Here is a 16,781-nt window from a genome sequence, read left to right as displayed (position 1 = left end):
TCCGGGGCATGCCCGGCGAGATGCCCGACGTACCGGTCCACCTGTCCATGAACGCGGACCGGGTGCTCCGTCCGGGGGTAACGGCCGGGGTGCCGTCGCCGGAAGAGTCCCACGTCATGCCGTACGAGCACGGGCGAACAGGGCGGGCGGCGTTCTGTGATCACAGCGGGACGACAGCCCACCCCCACCGCCGCCGACCGGAACCAGCGGACCGGTCGCCGCGCGGCGCGCCGGACGGGTGAACCGGGCCGGGGGATATATCTGTATTCGGTGGCCTTTGCTCCGGACCCTTCGTCGTGATCGCGCTCATCGTCAGTCATTTCGTCCTGGCGGTCTGCGCGGGCCCGCTGGTGCGGCGGCTCGGCAGGCTCGCCTTCGTCGTGCTCGCCCTGCCGCCGGCCGCAGCCACCGTGTGGGCGGCCACCCGATGGGCGGGCGCGGCCTCCGGCAAGGCGGTCACCTGGTCCTGGGAGTGGATCGGCACGTACGACGTGTCGGTCGCTCTACGCCTGGACGCGCTCGCCGAGCTGATGGTGCTGCTCGCCGCCGGGGTGGGCATGCTCGTCCTGCTCTACTGCGCCTCCTACTTCACCGACGACTCACCCCAACTGGCCTCCTTCGCGGGCAACCTGCTGGCCTTCGCCGGAGCCATGCTGGCCCTCGTCCTCGCCGACGACCTGATCACCCTGTACGTGTTCTGGGAACTGACGACGGTCTTCTCCTATCTGCTGATCGGCCACACCAGCGAACGCAAACAGAACCGCCGCTCCGCCCTCCAGGCCCTGACGGTCACCACGCTGGGCGGGCTCGCGATGCTGGTGGGCTTCCTGATCCTCGGTCAGGCGGCGGGCACCTACCGGATCTCCACGATCGTCGCCGACCCGCCCGAGCCCACCCTCGCCGTGTCCGTGGCCGTCGTCCTCGTGCTGTGCGGGGCCCTGTCCAAGTCGGCGATCTGGCCGTTCAGCCTCTGGCTCCCCAACGCCATGGCCGCCCCCACCCCCGTCAGCGCCTACCTGCACGCCGCGGCCATGGTCAAGGCCGGGGTCTACCTCGTGGCGCGGCTCGCTCCCGCCTTCGCCGACGTCCCCGTCTGGCGGCCCGTCGTCCTGGTGCTGGGAGGAGCGACCATGCTCCTCGGGGGCTGGCGCGCCCTGCGCCTGAACGACCTCAAGCTCGTCCTCGCCTACGGCACCGTCAGCCAGCTCGGCTTCCTCACCGTGCTCGCCGGGGCGGGGAGCCGGGACGCCGCGCTCGCCGCCGCCGCGATGATCCTCGCGCACGCCCTGTTCAAGGCCGCGCTGTTCCTCGTCACCGGCATCGTGGACCACGCGGCCGGCACCCGTGACCTGCGCAGGCTCTCCGGTCTCGGCCGCACCATGCCGTACGTCAGCATCGTCGCGGTGCTCTCCGCCGCCTCCATGGCCGCCGTGCCCCCACTCCTCGGTTTCGCCGCCAAGGAGGCTGCCTTCGAAGCGCTGCTGCACGGCGACACCGCCGACCGCTGGGCACTGGCCGTCATCGTCGTCGGCTCGGTGCTGACCGTCGCGTACACCCTCCGCTTCGTGTGGGGAGCGTTCGCCCGCAAGCCCGGTGTCGCCGACACCCCTGTCCGGCGCGTCGGCGCCCCGCTCCTGGCCCCGCCCGCCGTGCTCGCCGTCGCCGGGCTGGTGCTCGGCCCCGGCGTCGGATGGACGGACCGGCTGTTCGCCGCGTACGCCGATGCCTTCCCCGCCCCCGCCCACCCCTACCACCTCGCGCTCTGGCACGGCTTCGGCTGGGCCCTGCTGCTGTCCGCCCTCGCCTGGGCGGCCGGCGTCGCGCTCTTCGCGGCACGCGGGACGGTCGCACGGATCTCCCGGCGCATCGCCTGGCCGACGGCGGACAGCGTCTTCGGGCATCTCCTGCTCGGCCTGGAACGCGTCGCACTCCAGGTCACCGGTTTCGTCCAGCGCGGCTCCCTCTCCGGCTACCTGGCCATCACCCTGCTGGTCATGCTGGCCGGCCAGCTCGCGGTCCTGGTCACGGACCGCCCCTGGGGCGGAGCGGTCGCTCCCCGGGTGTGGGACAACCCCCTCCAGGGCGCGCTGGCCTTGCTGACCTGTGCGGCCGCCCTCTCCTGTCTGACCGTCAGCCGCCGTATGAAGGCGGTGGTGCTGGCGGGGCTCACCGGGTACGGAGCGGCGTTGCTCTTCGTCGTCCAGGGGGCGCCCGACCTGGCGCTCACCCAGTTCTGCGTCGAGACCGTGTCGATGATCGTGTTCGTCCTGGTCCTGCGCCGGATGCCGGTCCGCTTCGAGGAGTCGATCGGCACGTGGCGGCGGGCGCTGCGCATCCCGGTGGCGCTGGGCGCCGCGGCGACGGTCGGCGTGGCCGTCTGGGCGGCCGGCGCCGCGCGCATCGCCGAACCCGCGGGCGCCGCGATGGTCGAGGAGGTCGCCCACCACGGCCTGAAAGACGTGGTGGCCACCATCCTGGTCGACCTGCGCGCCTGGGACACCATGGGGGAGTCCGCCGTGCTCGCCGCGGCGGCGATCGGAGTGACCAGCCTCATCTATCTGCACCGCCGCGGCGAGACGCCCCTCGACAGGGACGAGCTGCGGGGGGAGACCGCGTGGACGCTCCCGGGCCGAAGCCTGGCCGGCCTGCCGCAGGGCGACGACACGGCGCCCGAGCGCGGTTGGCTGGCCGCCGGATCCACCCTGGCGCCCGAACACCGGTCCGTCGTCTTCGAGGTGGTGGGCCGGCTGCTCTTCCATCCCATCCTGGTGCTCTCCCTCTACCTGCTGTTCTGCGCGGAGAACATGCCGGGAGGCGGTTTCGTGGCGGGGCTCGTCGCGGGGCTCGCCCTCATCACCCGTTACCTGGCGGGCGGCAGGTTCGAGCTCGCCGAGGCCGCGCCGCTGCAGCCTGGACTCTTCACCGGGCTCGGCCTGTTCCTGTCCACCGGAGTCGCCCTGGGCGGTCTCGCGGAGGGGACGGTGCTGCACGCCTGGACCTACCACGGGCATCTGCCCGTGTTCGGTGACTACCACCTGAGCACCTCGGTCCTCTTCGACTTCGGCGTCTACCTGCTGGTCCTGGGCGTGGTCCTGGACATCGTCCGGGCGCTGGGCGCCAAGGTCGACCGGCAGATCGAACGAGCGGCGGGCGCGCTGGCCCCCGCGACGGACAGCGGGACCGGGGGGCCGAACCGATGATCATGAGCGTCTCGCTCCTCGCCACGGCGGTGGTCCTCTGCGCGGTCGGCGGCATACTCATGCTCACCCGGCCCCTCACCCGCATCCTGCTCGGCGCGGTGATCGCGGGCAACGGCATCAACCTGCTGGTCCTCTCGTCGACCGGATCCGCGGGCGCGGCACCCCTGCTCTACGGCGCCCCGCTGCGCCGGATCACCGACCCGCTGCCCCAGGCCATCGCCCTCACCGCCATCGTCATCACGCTGGCCACCACGGCCTTCCTGCTCGCCATGGCCTACCGCAGCTACCAGCTGACCGGCACGGACGAGGTCCACGACGACCTGGAGGACCGTCGCATCTTCCTGCGCGCCGAGGTGCTGGGGGAGCGGGCCGAACTCCGCGAGGAGTACAGGGCGGAGTCCGGCCGTACGGGGAAGGAACGCGCACGCTACCGCCAGGAGCACCGGCGGCTGCGCGGCCGCCTGCGTGCCGACCGCGCCCTGCAGGCCCGGGGCCGGGACGCCAGTGGTGACCTGTGGCACGACGTGCTGGGAGCCGATCCGGAGGACTACGTGAACCATCCCCCCGACAGCACCGGCCGGAGGCCTTCCGGCGACGCTCCCGAGGGCCCCGCCGCTCCCGGCCCCGACCGTGGAGCCGCCGGATGAACGCACTCGTCCCGCTGCCGGTCCTGCTGCCGCTCTGCGCCACCGGGCTGAGCCTCGCCTTCGGCACCCGGCTCGCACGCTTCCAGCGCGCCATCAGCGTCGCCGTCCTCACGGCCGTCCTCTGCCTCTCGGTGGCGCTGATGATCGCCGCCGACCGGCAGGGGCCCCTCTCCGTCCACCTCGGGGACTTCGCGCCGCCGCTCGGCATCACGCTGGTCGCCGACCGGCTCTCCGGGCTGATGCTGACCGTCTCCTCGGCCGTCACGCTCTGCGTCCTGGTCTACTCCCTCGGCCAGGGCATGGCGGACCGGGACAAGGAGACGCCCGTCGCCGTCTTCCACCCCGCCTACCTCATCCTGGTCTCCGGGGTCTCCCTCACCTTCATCGCCGGTGACCTCGTCAATCTCTACGTCGGCTTCGAGATCATGCTGGTCGCCAGCTTCGTCCTGCTCACGCTCGGCGGGACCGGGCCGCGGATCCGGGCCGGATCCACGTACGTGATCATCTCGCTGTTCTCCTCGATGCTGTTCCTGACCGCCATCGCGATGACCTACGCCGCGGCCGGAACCGCCAACTTCGCCCAGCTCGCCCTCCGGCTGCCCGAACTGCCCCTCGGCGTACAGACCCTGATCCAGGCGATGCTGCTCACCGTCTTCGCCATCAAGGCCGCCGTCTTCCCCCTCGCGGCGTGGCTCCCCGACTCCTACCCGACCGCGCCCGCGCCCGTCACCGCGGTCTTCGCGGGTCTGCTGACCAAGGTCGGCATCTACTGCATGCTGCGGGTGGAGACCCTCCTCTTCCCCGGCAACCGGCTCGGCGACCTGCTCATGGCCGTCGCCCTCGCCTCGATGATCGTGGGCATCCTCGGGGCGGTCGCCCAGACGGACCTGAAGCGGCTGTTCTCGTTCACCCTCATCAGCCACATCGGGTACATGGTCTTCGGGATCGGCCTCGCCACCCGTGACGCGTACGGCGGCGCGATCTTCTACGTCGCCCACCACATCACCGTCCAGACCTCCCTCTTCCTCGTCGCGGGACTCATCGAACGCCGGGGCGGCACCAACGAGCTCACCCGCCTCGGCGGGCTGGCCAGATCCGCTCCCCTGCTCGCGGTGCTGTTCTTCGTCCCCGCGATGAACTTCGCCGGGATCCCCCCGCTCTCGGGCTTCATCGGGAAGCTCGGCCTCATGCGGGCCGGGGTCGCCGACGGCAGCGCCTGGGCCTGGGTCCTCGTCGCGGGAGCGACCGTGACGAGCCTGCTCACCCTCTACGTGATGGCCAAGATCTGGAATCTGGCCTTCTGGCGTGTCGAGCCACCCGGTCAGGCCGCCTACGGCACCGTCCTGGAGGCCGCCGACGACAGCGACGACGACGACGCCGACACCGGACCCGACCGCATCCCGGGGACCGGCGACGAGGGGGTGGTGACGGCCGGCGGCCCGGCCGGGCAGACCGTGGCCGCCACCCTTCAGGGGCGGACCGTCATCACCACGGTCCGCCCGCCCGCCGCCATGACCGCAGCCACCGCCGGCGCCGTCGTGCTCGGGCTCGCCTTCACCGTCCTGGCCGGCCCCCTGACGGCCTTCACCGACCGTTCGGCGGCCGAACTCATCGCCCGCCGGCCCTACGTGGAGGAGGTGCTCGGCCCATGAGGCGCCTGATCACCCTGTCGCACCACAATCCCGACCTGCCCCCGTTCAGCGTCGAGTTCGCCGGCCGCCGGCGCCGGGTGCTCGACCTCCCGCTGATCGCCTGGCTCACCCTGATCTGGGTCCTGCTCTGGTCCACCCTGACCTGGGCCAACGTCATCACCGGCGTGGTCGTCGCGGCCACCGTCTGCCTGGCGTTCCCGCTGCCCCAGGTCGACCTGGGGCTCCGGCTGCACCCCTGGGGCATCCTCCGGCTCGCCGCCTATCTCCTCTACGACATGTACACCTCGGGCATGAAGGTCACCCGGCAGATCTTCGCCGGCCGGCCGCACCGGCCCGCCGTCATCGGCGTACCGCTGCGCTGCCGCAGCGACCTGATGCTCGCCGCCACGGCCGTCACCGTGTCGAACGTGCCGGGCGGCGCCGTCATCGAGGTGCGCAGGGCCACGGCCACGCTCTTCCTCCACGTCCTGGACGCGGACAGGCCCGCGGAGCTCGAGGCGGCCCGGCGCTCGGTCTGGAAGCTGGAGGAGTTGACGGTCCGCGCGTTCGGCACCCGTGACGAGATCAACCGGGTCTCCGGGCCTCCACCCGCGGTCGCCGGGTCCGACGGCGGAGAGGAAGGATCATGAGCGGTCCCGAGAGCGTCGACCGGGTGCTGATGACCGCGGCCGTCGTGTTCGTCGTCGTGGCGGGCGCGCTGCTGCTCTTCCGGGTCAGCCGGGGGCCCTCCATGCTCGACCGGGCCATCGCCCTCGACGTCCTGGCCGCGGTGATCATCGCGGGACTCGGTGCCAAGTCCGCATTCGCCCGGGACTCGTTCTACTTTCCCATCATGCTGGTGCTCGCCTTCCTCGGCTTCACCGGATCGGTGGGCATCGCCCGCTTCATCGCCGTGCGGGACAAGCCCCTGCCGCGCCGGAAGCCCGCCCGGAAGGAAGGACGACGGTGAACGTCTGGCTGCAGGTCGCGGACACGGCCGGTGCGGTGCTGGTGTTCCTCGGTGCCGCGATCAGCCTCCTCGGGGTCGTCGGGATGCTGAAACTGCCCGACGTCCTGTCGCGCAGCCACGCGGCGACCAAGCCGCAGACCCTCGGGCTGCTGCTGGTGCTGGCGGGGGTCGCACTGAGGCTGCGGGGCGGCATGGACCTGGCGACGCTGGCTCTCATCGGCTTCTTCCAGCTGATGACGGGACCGGTGGCGGCCCACCTGGTGGCCCGGTCGGCGTACCGGACGGGCCAGATCGAGCGTGGTGAGCTGCTCTTCGACGACCTGGACGCGCAACTGACCGAGCCGGGACCGGAGCGGGAGGCGGGGCCGGGCCCGGACCCCGGCGCCCGGCAGGACTGAGCCCCTGGCCCCGGGCGAGCCGCGAAGTGCCGCGTACCCGTCACGCGGACGCACCGGGTCTGCGATGATGCGGCCGGGAACCACCGGGCGCTGGGGGGCGTATGTCGGGTACGGGTACGGTGCTGCGCGAATTGCGCGGTGCACAGAAGTCGTCCAAGGGCGTGTCGCTCTACTCGCGGTACGTGAACCGGCCGGCCGGGCGCCTGCTCGCGGCGGGCGCGTGTCGCGCAGGGCTGACGCCCAATCAAGTCACGCTGGTGAGTGCGGCGTTCACCTTCTCGTCGATCACCGCCGTAGCGCTCGTGGAGCCGTCCTGGTGGCTCGGGGTGCTCGTGTACGCGGGCCTCGTCGTCGGCTTCGTCTTCGACTCGGCCGACGGGCAGCTCGCGCGGCTGACCGGGAAGGGCGGGCCGGACGGGGAGTGGCTCGACCATGTCGTCGACTGCGCGAAGATGGTCCTGGTCCACAGCGCGGTGCTGATCTCCTTCCACCGCTTCGGCGGACTGCCCGGTGAGGGCTGGCTCCTGCTGCCGCTCGGCTTCCTGTTCGTCGCCGTGCTCACCTTCTGCGCGGGGCTGCTGCGGGAGCAGCTCGGCAAGGCGGCGGCCCGCGCCGCGCCGGTGGCCGCGGGGCCCGCGGCCCCGGTGTCCCGGGTCCGCGCCGTCGCGCTGCTGCCCGCGGACTACGGGGTGTTCTGCCTGGTCTTCCTGCTGCTCGGCGCACCCGGCGCCTTCCGGGCCGGGTACGCCGTGCTCGCGGCCGTGCACGCCTTGTTCCTCGTGGCGTTCCTCGCCAAGTGGTTCAGGGAGCTGAAAGCGCTCCGGGCCGGCTGACGAGCACGTCCAGCGCCCGGCGCAGCTGGGTGCTGGACGTGTGCACGGTGTACGGGAAGTAGACGACCTCCACGCCGACCTCGGCGAAGTCCCGTTCCAGGCGTTCGCCCTTCTCCGTGCCCCGCCAGTCGTCGCCCTTGAAGATGACGTCGAAGCGGACCTGCTGCCAGGTCTCGACCTTGTCCGGGACGGTCTCCACGAACGCCGCGTCCACGTAGCGCACGCTGCGCACGATCTCCAGCCGCTCGGGCAGCGGGATCACCGGCTTGTGGCCCTTGGCCAGCGAGGCCATCTCGTCGGAGACGACCCCGGCCACCAGGTAGTCGCACTGGCTGCGGGCATGTCGCAGGATGTTCAGGTGGCCGACGTGGAACAAGTCGTACACCCCCGGTGCGTAACCGACTCTGTGCTGCACCATCCGTTCTCTCCCCCCACGGTGGAACTGGTGGAACGACCTTACTGTGAAGAACACTTGTGCAACCCGTGAACGGATAAGCTCAAGGAAGAGGCTGTTCCGGGGGGAAGGCGATCATCCGTTGTCCGCTGCTGAGCATCAGAGACCGTTCGAAAACCGCAGACTTCTCGTGGTCTCCACCAACTACGCCCCCGAGCTGACGGGCATCGGGCCGTACGCCACCCAGCTCGCGGAGCACTGGGCGGCGTCGGGAGCCAGGACCGAGGTCCTGACCGGCATGCCGCACTACCCCGCGTGGAGGGTGGACGAGCGGTACCGGGGGGCGTGGCGGAGGCTGGAGAGCCGCGAAGGGGTGCGCGTGCACCGGCGGCGCCACTACGTGCCGTCCAGCCAGACCGCCCTGCGCAGAGCGGCGTTCGAGGCCTCCGTCCTCGTCCACGGCGTTCTCGCCCCGCCGCCCGGACGTCCCGACGCGGTGATCTCCCAGATGCCGAGCCTCGCGGGCGGCGTGATCGCCGCCCGGCTGGCACGCCGCCACCGCGTCCCCCACATACCCGTCGTCCAGGACCTGATGGGCGCCGCCGCCGCGCAGAGCGGCATCCGCGGCGGGGGGAGGGCGGCGGTCGTCGCCTCGAAGGCCGAGAGGTACGCACTGCGCGGCGCGGCCCTCGTCGGGGTCATCCACGAGAGCTTCGTGGAGGGCGTCACCGCCCTCGGCGTGGACCCCGGCCGCATCCGTGTGGTCCCCAACTGGACCCATGTGCGGCGTCCTTCGGTCGACCGCGCCGCCACTCGCGCGCGGCTCGGGTGGCCCGAGGGCACCCCCGTGCTGCTGCACTCCGGGAACATGGGCCTCAAGCAGGGACTCGACGTCCTCGTGGACCTGGCGCGGCTCGCCCCGGACGTCAGGGTCGTCCTGATGGGCGACGGCAACCAGCGCGACGGGCTGCGCGCACTGGCCGCCGGGCTTCCGAACCTCGACTTCCTCCCGCCGGCGGGCGCGGACGACTTCACCGATGTGCTCGCCGCCGCCGACGTGCTCGCCGTGACCCAGCGGGCCTCCGTGCTCGACATGAGCGTGCCCTCGAAGCTCACCTCGTACTTCGTCTCCGGGCGCCCCGTGGTCGCCTCCGTGGCCGACGAGGGCGGTACGGCCGACGAGGTGCGCCGCTCCGGTGCGGGAGTCCTGGTGGCTCCCGAGGACCCGGCCGCTCTCCTCGCCGCCGTACGCGGACTGGCCGCGGATCCGGCGGCCGCCGACGCGCTGGGAGCCCACGGGCCGGGCTACGTCGCACAGCACCTGAGCAGGGAGGCGGGTCTGGCCCGCTTCGACGCCCTGCTCACCGAGGCGCTCGGGGACGCATCAGCCGGGACAGCGCGATCCGGGACAGCACGGGCCGGGGACGCGCCGGCCGGGGACACACAAGGGGGAGCACGCCGATGACGCATCCGATCCGTCCCGCGGACGACCACGACGAACCGGCGCTGCTGCGCGACCAGTTCCGCCAGCTCCTGCGGTACCGGGCCCTGCTCGCCGCAGGCGTCGTCGTGGGCCTGCTCGGCGGCGGGTTCCTCGCCCTGAGCGGCGACGACACCTACACCGCCAGCGGCGAGGTCCAGGTGCGCTCCGCGACCGCCGATCCCTTCGCCACCGGGGCCTCCGCCGACAAGGGCATCAACATCGGCTCCGAGCGGCAGACCGCGGTCAGTGACACCGTGGGCGATCTGGCCGCCGGGACCCTGCTCAAGAAGGGGGACGACGTCACCTCCAGGAAGCTGCTCGCCGGCCTCCAGGTCACCAACCCGCCCAACACCCTCACCCTCCGCTTCTCCTACACCGGGGCCACGCCCGAGCAGGCCCGGTCCCGTGCCGAAGCCCTGGCCAATGCCTACCTCGCGCACCGCAAGGCGCGCACCGAGGAAAGCATCGACAACATGGCGAACGGCTACCGCGCCCAGCTCGAACCGCTGGAGGAGAAGCGCGACCTGCTGGAGGAGCGGGCCGGGGTCGACGGCGACGACGTCAGCAGCGCCCGCGCCAACATCATCGTCTCCATCTCCGAGCTGAGCCGGAAGATCTCCGAGCTCAAGGCGCTCGACACCACCCCCGGCTACCTCAACAAGAAGCCCGTCGCCCCTACCGAGCCCGCCGGAGCCGGCCTGCTGCTGCTCCTCGGACTCGGCGCGGTCGTCGGCCTCGCCCTCGGGCTGCTGCTCTCCTGGGTGCGCCTCGTCTTCGACCCCGCCGTACGCTCCCCCCGCGAGCTCGTCCGCTCCCTCGGGGCCCCGCTCCTCGGCACACTGCCCAGGGAGCGCGCCGCCGCCGGCACCCTGCTCGCGATCGGCCGCAGCGGTTCGCGGCTCGCCGAGGAGTACCGCGCGGTCGCCTTCCGGCTCGCCTACGACCCGTCGTTCGCCGAGCGGCGCCGGCTCCTGGTCACCGCCCCGCGCGGCGACAACGCGGCGGCCGCCGCCGCGGCCGTCAACCTCGCCGCAGCCTTCGCCGAGATGGGCCGCGACGTCCTGCTCGTCGAGGCCGACCTGCGCACCCCGTCGCTGGCCCGGGACCTGGGACCGGCGGCCCACGAGGTCCGGCCGCCGCGCTGGGCCGCCGAGGAGGGCGACCGCAGCTGGCCCGCGGGCGGCCGGTCCAACGTGGACGTGCCCGGCTCCGGCGCCTTCGCCCTCGTGGCCGGCGCGCCCGCGGACAACGTGCCGCGTGCGCTCACCTCCGCGTCCGTCGGGCGGATCGTCGCCGAGGCGGACCGCCCCGGCGCCGTGGTCATCGTCCTCGCACCGCCGGTGCTGTCCTACGCCGACGCCGTCGCCCTCGTCGACAGGGTCGAGGGCGTCATGATCGTCTGCGACCCCCGTGAGGTGCACCGCAGCGACCTGGAGCGCATCCGCGAGATCATCGGGGCCTCCGGCGGCCAGGTGCTCGGGGCCCTGCTCCACCCCGGCCGCGGCCGGCTGCGCCGCGCGGACCGCCGGCCCAAGTCGGCCCGGCGCCGCACGGGCGGAGGACCCGAGGGACCGGCCGCCGGCGAGGACGCGCCGGAGGTCACCGGGGACCCCGCCGAGACCATGGGCCTGCGCTCCTTCACCCTCCCGGGGGCGCGCCGGTGAGAGCCCGCACCGCGATCCTCTGCTCGGTCGCGGACCAGGGCGTGGCCGCGCTCACCAACATCCTGGTGCTCGTGGCCGCCGCCCGGCTCTCCACCGTGGCCGACTTCGCCCGCTTCTCCGCGGTCTACCTCGTCTTCACGGTGCTGCTGGGCATCTCCGGCGCGTACAGCGGGCAGCCCCTGGTCCTGCTCCGCGGCGACGGCGCCGTCCGGGGGGCCTGCCGCTCGGCCGTGGTCTTCACCGTGGCCGCCTCGGCGGCGCTCGGCGCGCTGCTGGCCGCCGTCTGCCTGCTCGTCCCGGGGGACACCGCACGCGCCCTGGTGATGCTCGGCCTCGTCCTGCCGGTCGTGCTCGGCCAGGACGCCCTGCGGTACGCCTTCTCCGCCCTCCAGCGGCCCCATCTCGCCCTGGGCTCCGACCTGGTGAGGCTGGCCTGCGTGCTCGGTGCCCTGTCCGTCCTGGAGTACGGGGCGGCCCCCGCCCGGCTGATCGCGGTCTGGGGGCTGTCCGCCCTGCCGGCGCTCCTGCTGTCCGCCGTGCTGCTGCACCGCCGGACCGCGGGGGCCGCGATGCCGCTGCGACCGATGCTGAGGCGCGGCCACCTCGGACAGCGCTTCGTCGTCGAGTTCGGTGTCGGCAACGCGACCAGCCAGCTCTCCGTCCTCGGCCTCGGCGCCGTGGGCAACCCGCTGCTGGTCGGTGCGCTGCGCGGGGCGACGACCCTGTTCGGGCCGCTCAACGTGCTGTTCACCTCCGCCACCTCCTTCGGCCCGCCACTGCTCGGCCGCATCGGCGACGAGAGGCGCAGGGTGCGGGCCACCGCGGGGCTCGCCGCCGTCCTCGCCGCCACCGCCGCTCTCTGGGCCACCGCGCTGGCCCTTCTCCCCGAGCGGGCGGGGCGTGAACTCCTCGGCGACACCTGGCCGACGGCCGCCGCCCTCTTACCGGCGACCGGCAGCCAGTACGCGGCGATGGCCGTGGGCACCTGCGGGCTGCTCGCCCTGCGCATGCTCGACCCCCGTACGACACTGAGCATCCAGGTGGTCTTCTCGCTCACCGCCGTGGCGCTCATGGCGGGGGGCTACGCCCTCGCAGGCGTCCCCGGGGCCGCCTGGGGGCTCTGCCTCGGATCGCTCTGCAAGGCCGCCGCCACCTGGGCCAGGGTGGCCGGACTCCGCCGCCGGAAGCCGGCGACGGAGGAGGCAGTCAGCGCCGACGCGCTGCCCTCTGCTCCCTGAACGTGCTGACCAGCAGCAGACACAGCGCGGCGATGGCCAGCTTCCCCGCCGCCTGGAGCAGGGGACCACGCAGCAGGATGAAGGTGTACCCGGCGATCAGCGGTGCCGCGATCGCCAGCACACTGCCCGGCCCGGGACCCGCCCGGGTGACGGCCCGGGCGTACCGGCGGTCGGTGCGCGCCACCGCGTAACCGATCAGTGCGAGCCCGCCGATCACCCCGGAGGCGCCGAAGTCGACCCAGAACTCGGTCCACAACGGGGCCGAGAGGTTGGTCATCCGCAGCCCCATCCACTGCCCGACCCGGACCCCGGTGTCCTCCGGCTTCCCGCTCCACACCGCACGCGGCACGAAGAACAGCGCGGAGCCCGTCAGCTGGCGGCCGTAGGTGTGGCCCCGGGTGTCGACCCACGAGATGGTGTTGGCGAACATCACCATCTGGTCGTAGTCCTTGGTCACCAGCGGCTCGAAGACCGAGGCCGACTGCGCGGGCCGCTGTCCTTCGTCGTCGTACCGGAACTTGTCGGCGTACGGGAACACCACCAGTGCCCCCACCACCCCCGTCGCCAGCACCATGCGGTAGATCGCCGCACTGCTCGGGAACGCGGTGAACACGAAGGCCATCAGCACCGTGAGGAACCAGTAACGGGCGTTGGAGACCGGGTTGTTCACCACGAGGTTCAGCGCCACCAGCGCCACCCACACCAGCGCCGTCGACGGGGTGCGCCGGGCCCGGTAGGAGGTTGCCAGACGGCGGGTGTAGAAGAGCAGCGCCAGCAGGGCCGGGACCTGGCCGAAGCCCTTGATGAACGCCGAGCCGACATTGGACCCTTCCGAGACCACCCCGCTCGCCGCGACGGTCTCGGTGATCTCCTGCCTGCTGGAGAAGAAGACCGAGGGCCCGCCCAGCTTCAGCACGTAGAACGCGCTCGCCGCGAACGCCAGCAGCACCAGCAGTCGCAGCCGCACCGGATGCGCCACGGCCGGCCCTCCGCCCGGGCCCCGCGTGGAGGGCGTACGGCGCCGCAGCGGGCGCCGCGAGGCCAGCAGCGCCCCCAGGTCGAAGGCGGCGCACCCCACCAGGACCATCGCGATGGCCGTGACCAGGTCCTGGCGCGGTCCCACCATCGGCGTCGGCGTCTGCCCGATCACCACCTGGGCGAACGGCGCCACACCCATCGCGATGTACACGAACATCCAGAAGACGCCCTGGAGCAGCCGTCGCCGGGTGGAGAGGATCATCGTCGCCAGCCGGGCCCCCGCATAGCAGGTCAGCACCAACTGGAGCCAGTACGCGGTGTCCCGGACCCCGCTGCCGGGCTGGGCGGCGATCACCGCGGGCAGGAAGCACACCAGGCCGAGGATGAGCGGCACGGACAGGGCCCGCGACAGCATCGACCAGGCGATCGGCTGCTCGGGCGGCTCCGGGACGCCGCCCCGGGCCCGCGGCCACCCCGGACGCGCGACCGCGAGGGCGGCCTGCTCCTGCGCCGATGTGTGCACCGACGTCATGCGCCCCCCCCGGGATCAGTGAACCGGTGAACACTCTAACGAATCAGCCCACGTGAGAGGGCGCGATGACTAGTCTGTGAAGTATTGGCCGCAGTTGAGGGGAACTCTGGTGAAAATCCTGCATGTTGTCACGCTCCACACTCCGGACCATGCCTTCGGCGGGCCGACCAGGGTGGCGTTCAACCTCTCCAAGGTCCAGCGGGCGAACGGCGACGACGCGCGCGTCATGGCCCTCGGCGACGGCTTCCCCGGCGGTGAACTGCCCAGCCATGTCGAGGGAGTTCCCGTCCACCTCTTCCAGGCACGGCACCTGCTCCCGATGTTCGAGGTCAGCGGCATCACCTCCGCCGCACTGCTGCGCACCGCACGCCGCATGATGCGCGGCGCCGACCTCGTACACGTCCACCTGATGCGGGACCTGGTGACCCTGCCGGCGGCGCTGCTCGCGCTCGCGACCCGCACACCCCTGGTCGTCCAGACCCACGGCATGATCGACCCCACCGAGAAGAAGGTCGCCCAGCTCACCGACGTCCTCGGGGTCCGCAAGGTGCTGCGCGAGGCCGACGCCGTCCTGCACCTCACCGAGATGGAGCGGGTCGATGTGAACGCCGTCGCAGCTCCCGTACCGCTCACCCGTACCGTGCGGCTGGTCAACGGTGTCCGCCCGCAGGAGCGCAAGCCCGCCCGCGCCCCCGGCCGCCCGCCGACCGTGCTGTACCTCGCCCGCATCCAGGAGCGCAAGCGGCCCGAGGACTTCATCGCCGCGATGCCGCACGTCCTCGCCCACCACCCGGACGCCCGCTTCGTGCTGGCAGGCCCGGACACCGGCGCGCTGGCCGGCACCCTCGCCCTCGCCCGGAAGCTGGGTGTCACGGACTCCCTCGACCACGTCGGCCCGCTGGAGCACGACGAGGTCCTCGCCGCCGGCCGGGACGCCGATGTGTACGTGCTGCCGGCGATCGAGGAGCCGTTCCCGGTCTCGGTCCTGGAGGCGATGTCGGTCGGCACTCCGGTCGTCATCACCCGCACCTGCGGGCAGGGCCCCGATGTGTCGGGGGCCGGTGCGGGCCGGGTGATCGACAGCCGGGTCGGCGAGGACGCGGCCAACGCCCGTAAGGTCGCCGACGCGATCCTGGAGCTGCTGGAGCCGGAGGCCGCCGAGCAGGCGGGCAAGGCCGCCTGGCAGCTGGTCAACGACCAGTTCACCATCGAGGCCGTCACCGCCACCCTCCGGCGGACCTACGAGGACGTGGTCAGCCGGAGGCGAGGGTGACACCTGGACCTGTCAGCCTCCGGGCGTCTCGCGGGACTTGAGAGCTATCTGCCAGCGGTAGAAGCTCATCGCAAGCGCGAAGTCGAGCCCCGCGCGCCCGTCCAGGAAGCCCCGCCGGTAGACGTACATGTAGGCGAAGGACACCAGCGGCTTGAACGGCGCCTTGTGGAAGAGCTGCCCCTGACGGGACTTCACCTTCCGCACCTGCTCCTTGACGTCGGGGTGGTGCTCCAGCCACGCCTCCCAGTCCGAGTAGCGGTTGTGCCGCTCGAACCAGGCGGTGACGGGGTCGAGGTCCTGGTGCTCGATGGGGTTGCTCAGCGCCTCGGCCGTCGCGGCGACCGGCTGGTAGTGCCCCTCGACCTCCCCGATGCCGGGCGCCGCGAGGTCGCCGACCTCCGGGTAGTGGCACCGGGTCCGGTCGGTCAGCGACCGCTTGCGGATCGTGTAGCCGTGCCGGAGCCGCTTCCCCGAGAACCAGTAGCCGAGCGGTATGTCGTACGCGGCCGGCTTCGGGCTGTCCCCGTCCGCGAAGATCCTCCGCAGCTCGGCGAGCAGCCCTGGGCTGAGCCGCTCGTCGCCGTCGAGGAGCAGGATCCAGTCCAGATCGGTACGGACGTTCTCCAGGCACCACTGCTTCTTGCGCGGATGCCCGCCGTCCCAGGTGTACGCGACCACTTCGGCCCCGCACTCCTCGGCGATCTTCGCCGTGTCGTCGGTGCTGTGGGAGTCCACCACGACGACCGCCTCGAAGTGGCCCAGGACCGACTTCACCGCCTCGGCGATGTTCAGGCCCTCGTTCTTCGTGGGGATCGCCACGGCGATGGGCAGCTTGTTCATCCGTTGTCTCCTCGGGGCAGCCAGGCGTAGCAGCCTGTGGAGGTGAAGGTGCGCGCGGATTCCGGGACGGTGATCTCCACCTGTTTGCCGGTGGCCGAGGAGCCCGATGCCAGCACCTTGCCGTTCGCCCCCGCCACCTGCCAGCTGCAGGCGGTGGTGGGCGAGGCGGCCCTGTACCGGCCCGGCCGGATCTTCCCGCCCTCGTACGTGCCGTCGGCGTACCCGAGCGCGGCCTCGTCGACGAGGTCCTGGTGCCGCGGGCAGAGATGGGTCACGGCCGGCTCCGCGTCGGTGACCTCGCCGGAGACGATCGCGCCGACGGCGATGTCCCGGTCGGCCTTGACCAGATAGCGGAGCCTGTCACAGGTCTCCTGACCCGTCTGGAGCACCGCGGCCGGGTCCATGCCCTTGGGGACGCGCTCGGTCAGGTACTCCTTCTGCTTCTTGGTGAAGGAGCCCGTGGCCGGGGTGATGTCCCCGGCGGGCGCCTTCGGCGTACGGCTGGGCCCCTGGGGCCGTGGTGTCGTCGAGTCGGCCGCCGGGCCGGCCACGGAGGGCGTGGGGGAGGCCGCAGCGGGCGGGCCGGCCACGGAGGGCGTGGGGGAGGCCGCAGCGGGCGGCGTACTGCCCGCGGCGGCCACCCAGCCCCCCACCCCCGCCCCCCCCGACGAGCCCCAGCCCGCCCCCACCCCCCGCGCCA

Annotated in this window: 15 protein-coding genes; 11 read left to right on the top strand and 4 right to left on the bottom strand. The window is 72.6% G+C overall.

Annotated features, from left to right (window positions below; translation table 11 throughout):
* Positions 1-296 precede the first annotated feature (296 nt).
* The 7 genes from ACFUNE_RS30985 (at position 297) to ACFUNE_RS30955 (ending at position 7,679) form a co-directional block, all read left to right on the top strand.
* Complete coding sequence (locus ACFUNE_RS30985; RefSeq protein ID WP_383574861.1) at positions 297-3,200, top strand: Na+/H+ antiporter subunit A; 2,904 nt, start codon at positions 297-299, stop codon at positions 3,198-3,200.
* The gene (locus ACFUNE_RS30980; protein WP_383574859.1) at positions 3,197-3,847 is read left to right on the top strand and encodes a Na(+)/H(+) antiporter subunit C; all 651 of its coding nucleotides are present in this window, start codon (positions 3,197-3,199) and stop codon (positions 3,845-3,847) included. Before ACFUNE_RS30985 ends, ACFUNE_RS30980 begins: the two co-directional genes overlap by 4 nt.
* Positions 3,844-5,499, top strand: a complete 1,656-nt coding sequence (locus tag ACFUNE_RS30975; protein WP_383574857.1) for a Na+/H+ antiporter subunit D — start codon at positions 3,844-3,846, stop codon at positions 5,497-5,499. The genes ACFUNE_RS30980 and ACFUNE_RS30975 overlap by 4 nt, the downstream gene beginning before the upstream one ends.
* Entirely contained in the window at positions 5,496-6,128 is a 633-nt protein-coding gene (locus tag ACFUNE_RS30970) for a Na+/H+ antiporter subunit E (protein WP_383574855.1), read from the top strand. Before ACFUNE_RS30975 ends, ACFUNE_RS30970 begins: the two co-directional genes overlap by 4 nt.
* A complete protein-coding gene (locus tag ACFUNE_RS30965) occupies positions 6,125-6,448 on the top strand; it encodes a monovalent cation/H+ antiporter complex subunit F (RefSeq protein WP_383574853.1) in 324 nt (107 codons plus the stop codon). The genes ACFUNE_RS30970 and ACFUNE_RS30965 overlap by 4 nt, the downstream gene beginning before the upstream one ends.
* Positions 6,445-6,846, top strand: a complete 402-nt coding sequence (gene mnhG, locus ACFUNE_RS30960; RefSeq protein WP_383574851.1) for a monovalent cation/H(+) antiporter subunit G — start codon at positions 6,445-6,447, stop codon at positions 6,844-6,846. Before ACFUNE_RS30965 ends, mnhG begins: the two co-directional genes overlap by 4 nt.
* A gap of 101 nt (positions 6,847-6,947) precedes the next feature.
* Complete coding sequence (locus ACFUNE_RS30955) at positions 6,948-7,679, top strand: CDP-alcohol phosphatidyltransferase family protein (protein WP_383574849.1); 732 nt, start codon at positions 6,948-6,950, stop codon at positions 7,677-7,679.
* Here ACFUNE_RS30955 and ACFUNE_RS30950 read toward each other — a convergent pair.
* Positions 7,648-8,097 carry an adenylyltransferase/cytidyltransferase family protein gene (locus ACFUNE_RS30950; protein WP_356530761.1) on the bottom strand — a complete coding sequence of 150 codons (450 nt, stop codon included), beginning with the start codon at positions 8,095-8,097 and terminating at the stop codon, positions 7,648-7,650. The genes ACFUNE_RS30955 and ACFUNE_RS30950 overlap by 32 nt on opposite strands.
* 166 nt (positions 8,098-8,263) lie before the next feature.
* On the opposite strand from ACFUNE_RS30950, the gene ACFUNE_RS30945 reads away from it, so the two are divergent.
* The 3 genes from ACFUNE_RS30945 to ACFUNE_RS30935 are packed head-to-tail and all read left to right on the top strand — an operon-like array spanning position 8,264 to position 12,458.
* The gene (locus tag ACFUNE_RS30945; RefSeq protein ID WP_383574846.1) at positions 8,264-9,538 is read left to right on the top strand and encodes a glycosyltransferase; all 1,275 of its coding nucleotides are present in this window, start codon (positions 8,264-8,266) and stop codon (positions 9,536-9,538) included.
* The gene (locus tag ACFUNE_RS30940; protein WP_383574844.1) at positions 9,535-11,220 is read left to right on the top strand and encodes a lipopolysaccharide biosynthesis protein; all 1,686 of its coding nucleotides are present in this window, start codon (positions 9,535-9,537) and stop codon (positions 11,218-11,220) included. Before ACFUNE_RS30945 ends, ACFUNE_RS30940 begins: the two co-directional genes overlap by 4 nt.
* Positions 11,217-12,458, top strand: a complete 1,242-nt coding sequence (locus ACFUNE_RS30935) for a hypothetical protein (protein WP_383574842.1) — start codon at positions 11,217-11,219, stop codon at positions 12,456-12,458. Before ACFUNE_RS30940 ends, ACFUNE_RS30935 begins: the two co-directional genes overlap by 4 nt.
* On the opposite strand, the gene ACFUNE_RS30930 is transcribed toward ACFUNE_RS30935, so the two are convergent.
* Positions 12,427-13,968: a hypothetical protein gene (locus ACFUNE_RS30930; protein WP_383574840.1), complete on the bottom strand. Its 1,542-nt coding sequence runs from the start codon at positions 13,966-13,968 to the stop codon at positions 12,427-12,429. The genes ACFUNE_RS30935 and ACFUNE_RS30930 overlap by 32 nt on opposite strands.
* A gap of 109 nt (positions 13,969-14,077) precedes the next feature.
* On the opposite strand from ACFUNE_RS30930, the gene ACFUNE_RS30925 reads away from it, so the two are divergent.
* A complete protein-coding gene (locus ACFUNE_RS30925) occupies positions 14,078-15,241 on the top strand; it encodes a glycosyltransferase (protein ID WP_383574838.1) in 1,164 nt (387 codons plus the stop codon).
* A 12-nt stretch (positions 15,242-15,253) separates the two neighbouring features.
* Here ACFUNE_RS30925 and ACFUNE_RS30920 read toward each other — a convergent pair whose 3' ends face one another.
* Both ACFUNE_RS30920 and ACFUNE_RS30915 read right to left on the bottom strand, forming a co-directional pair.
* Positions 15,254-16,081, bottom strand: coding sequence for a glycosyltransferase family 2 protein (locus tag ACFUNE_RS30920; RefSeq protein ID WP_383574836.1), 828 nt, complete (start codon positions 16,079-16,081; stop codon positions 15,254-15,256).
* A partial coding sequence (locus tag ACFUNE_RS30915; protein WP_383574834.1) for a hypothetical protein occupies positions 16,078-16,781 on the bottom strand: 704 nt, incomplete at its 5' end. The genes ACFUNE_RS30915 and ACFUNE_RS30920, both read right to left, overlap by 4 nt.

Origin of the sequence: Streptomyces sp. NPDC057287 (assembly GCF_042667905.1) — a bacterium.
Taxonomy (GTDB): Bacteria; Actinomycetota; Actinomycetes; order Streptomycetales; family Streptomycetaceae; genus Streptomyces.
The sequence above is the reverse complement of the archived record's forward strand: the minus strand, read 5'-3'. Positions and strand labels throughout refer to the sequence as shown.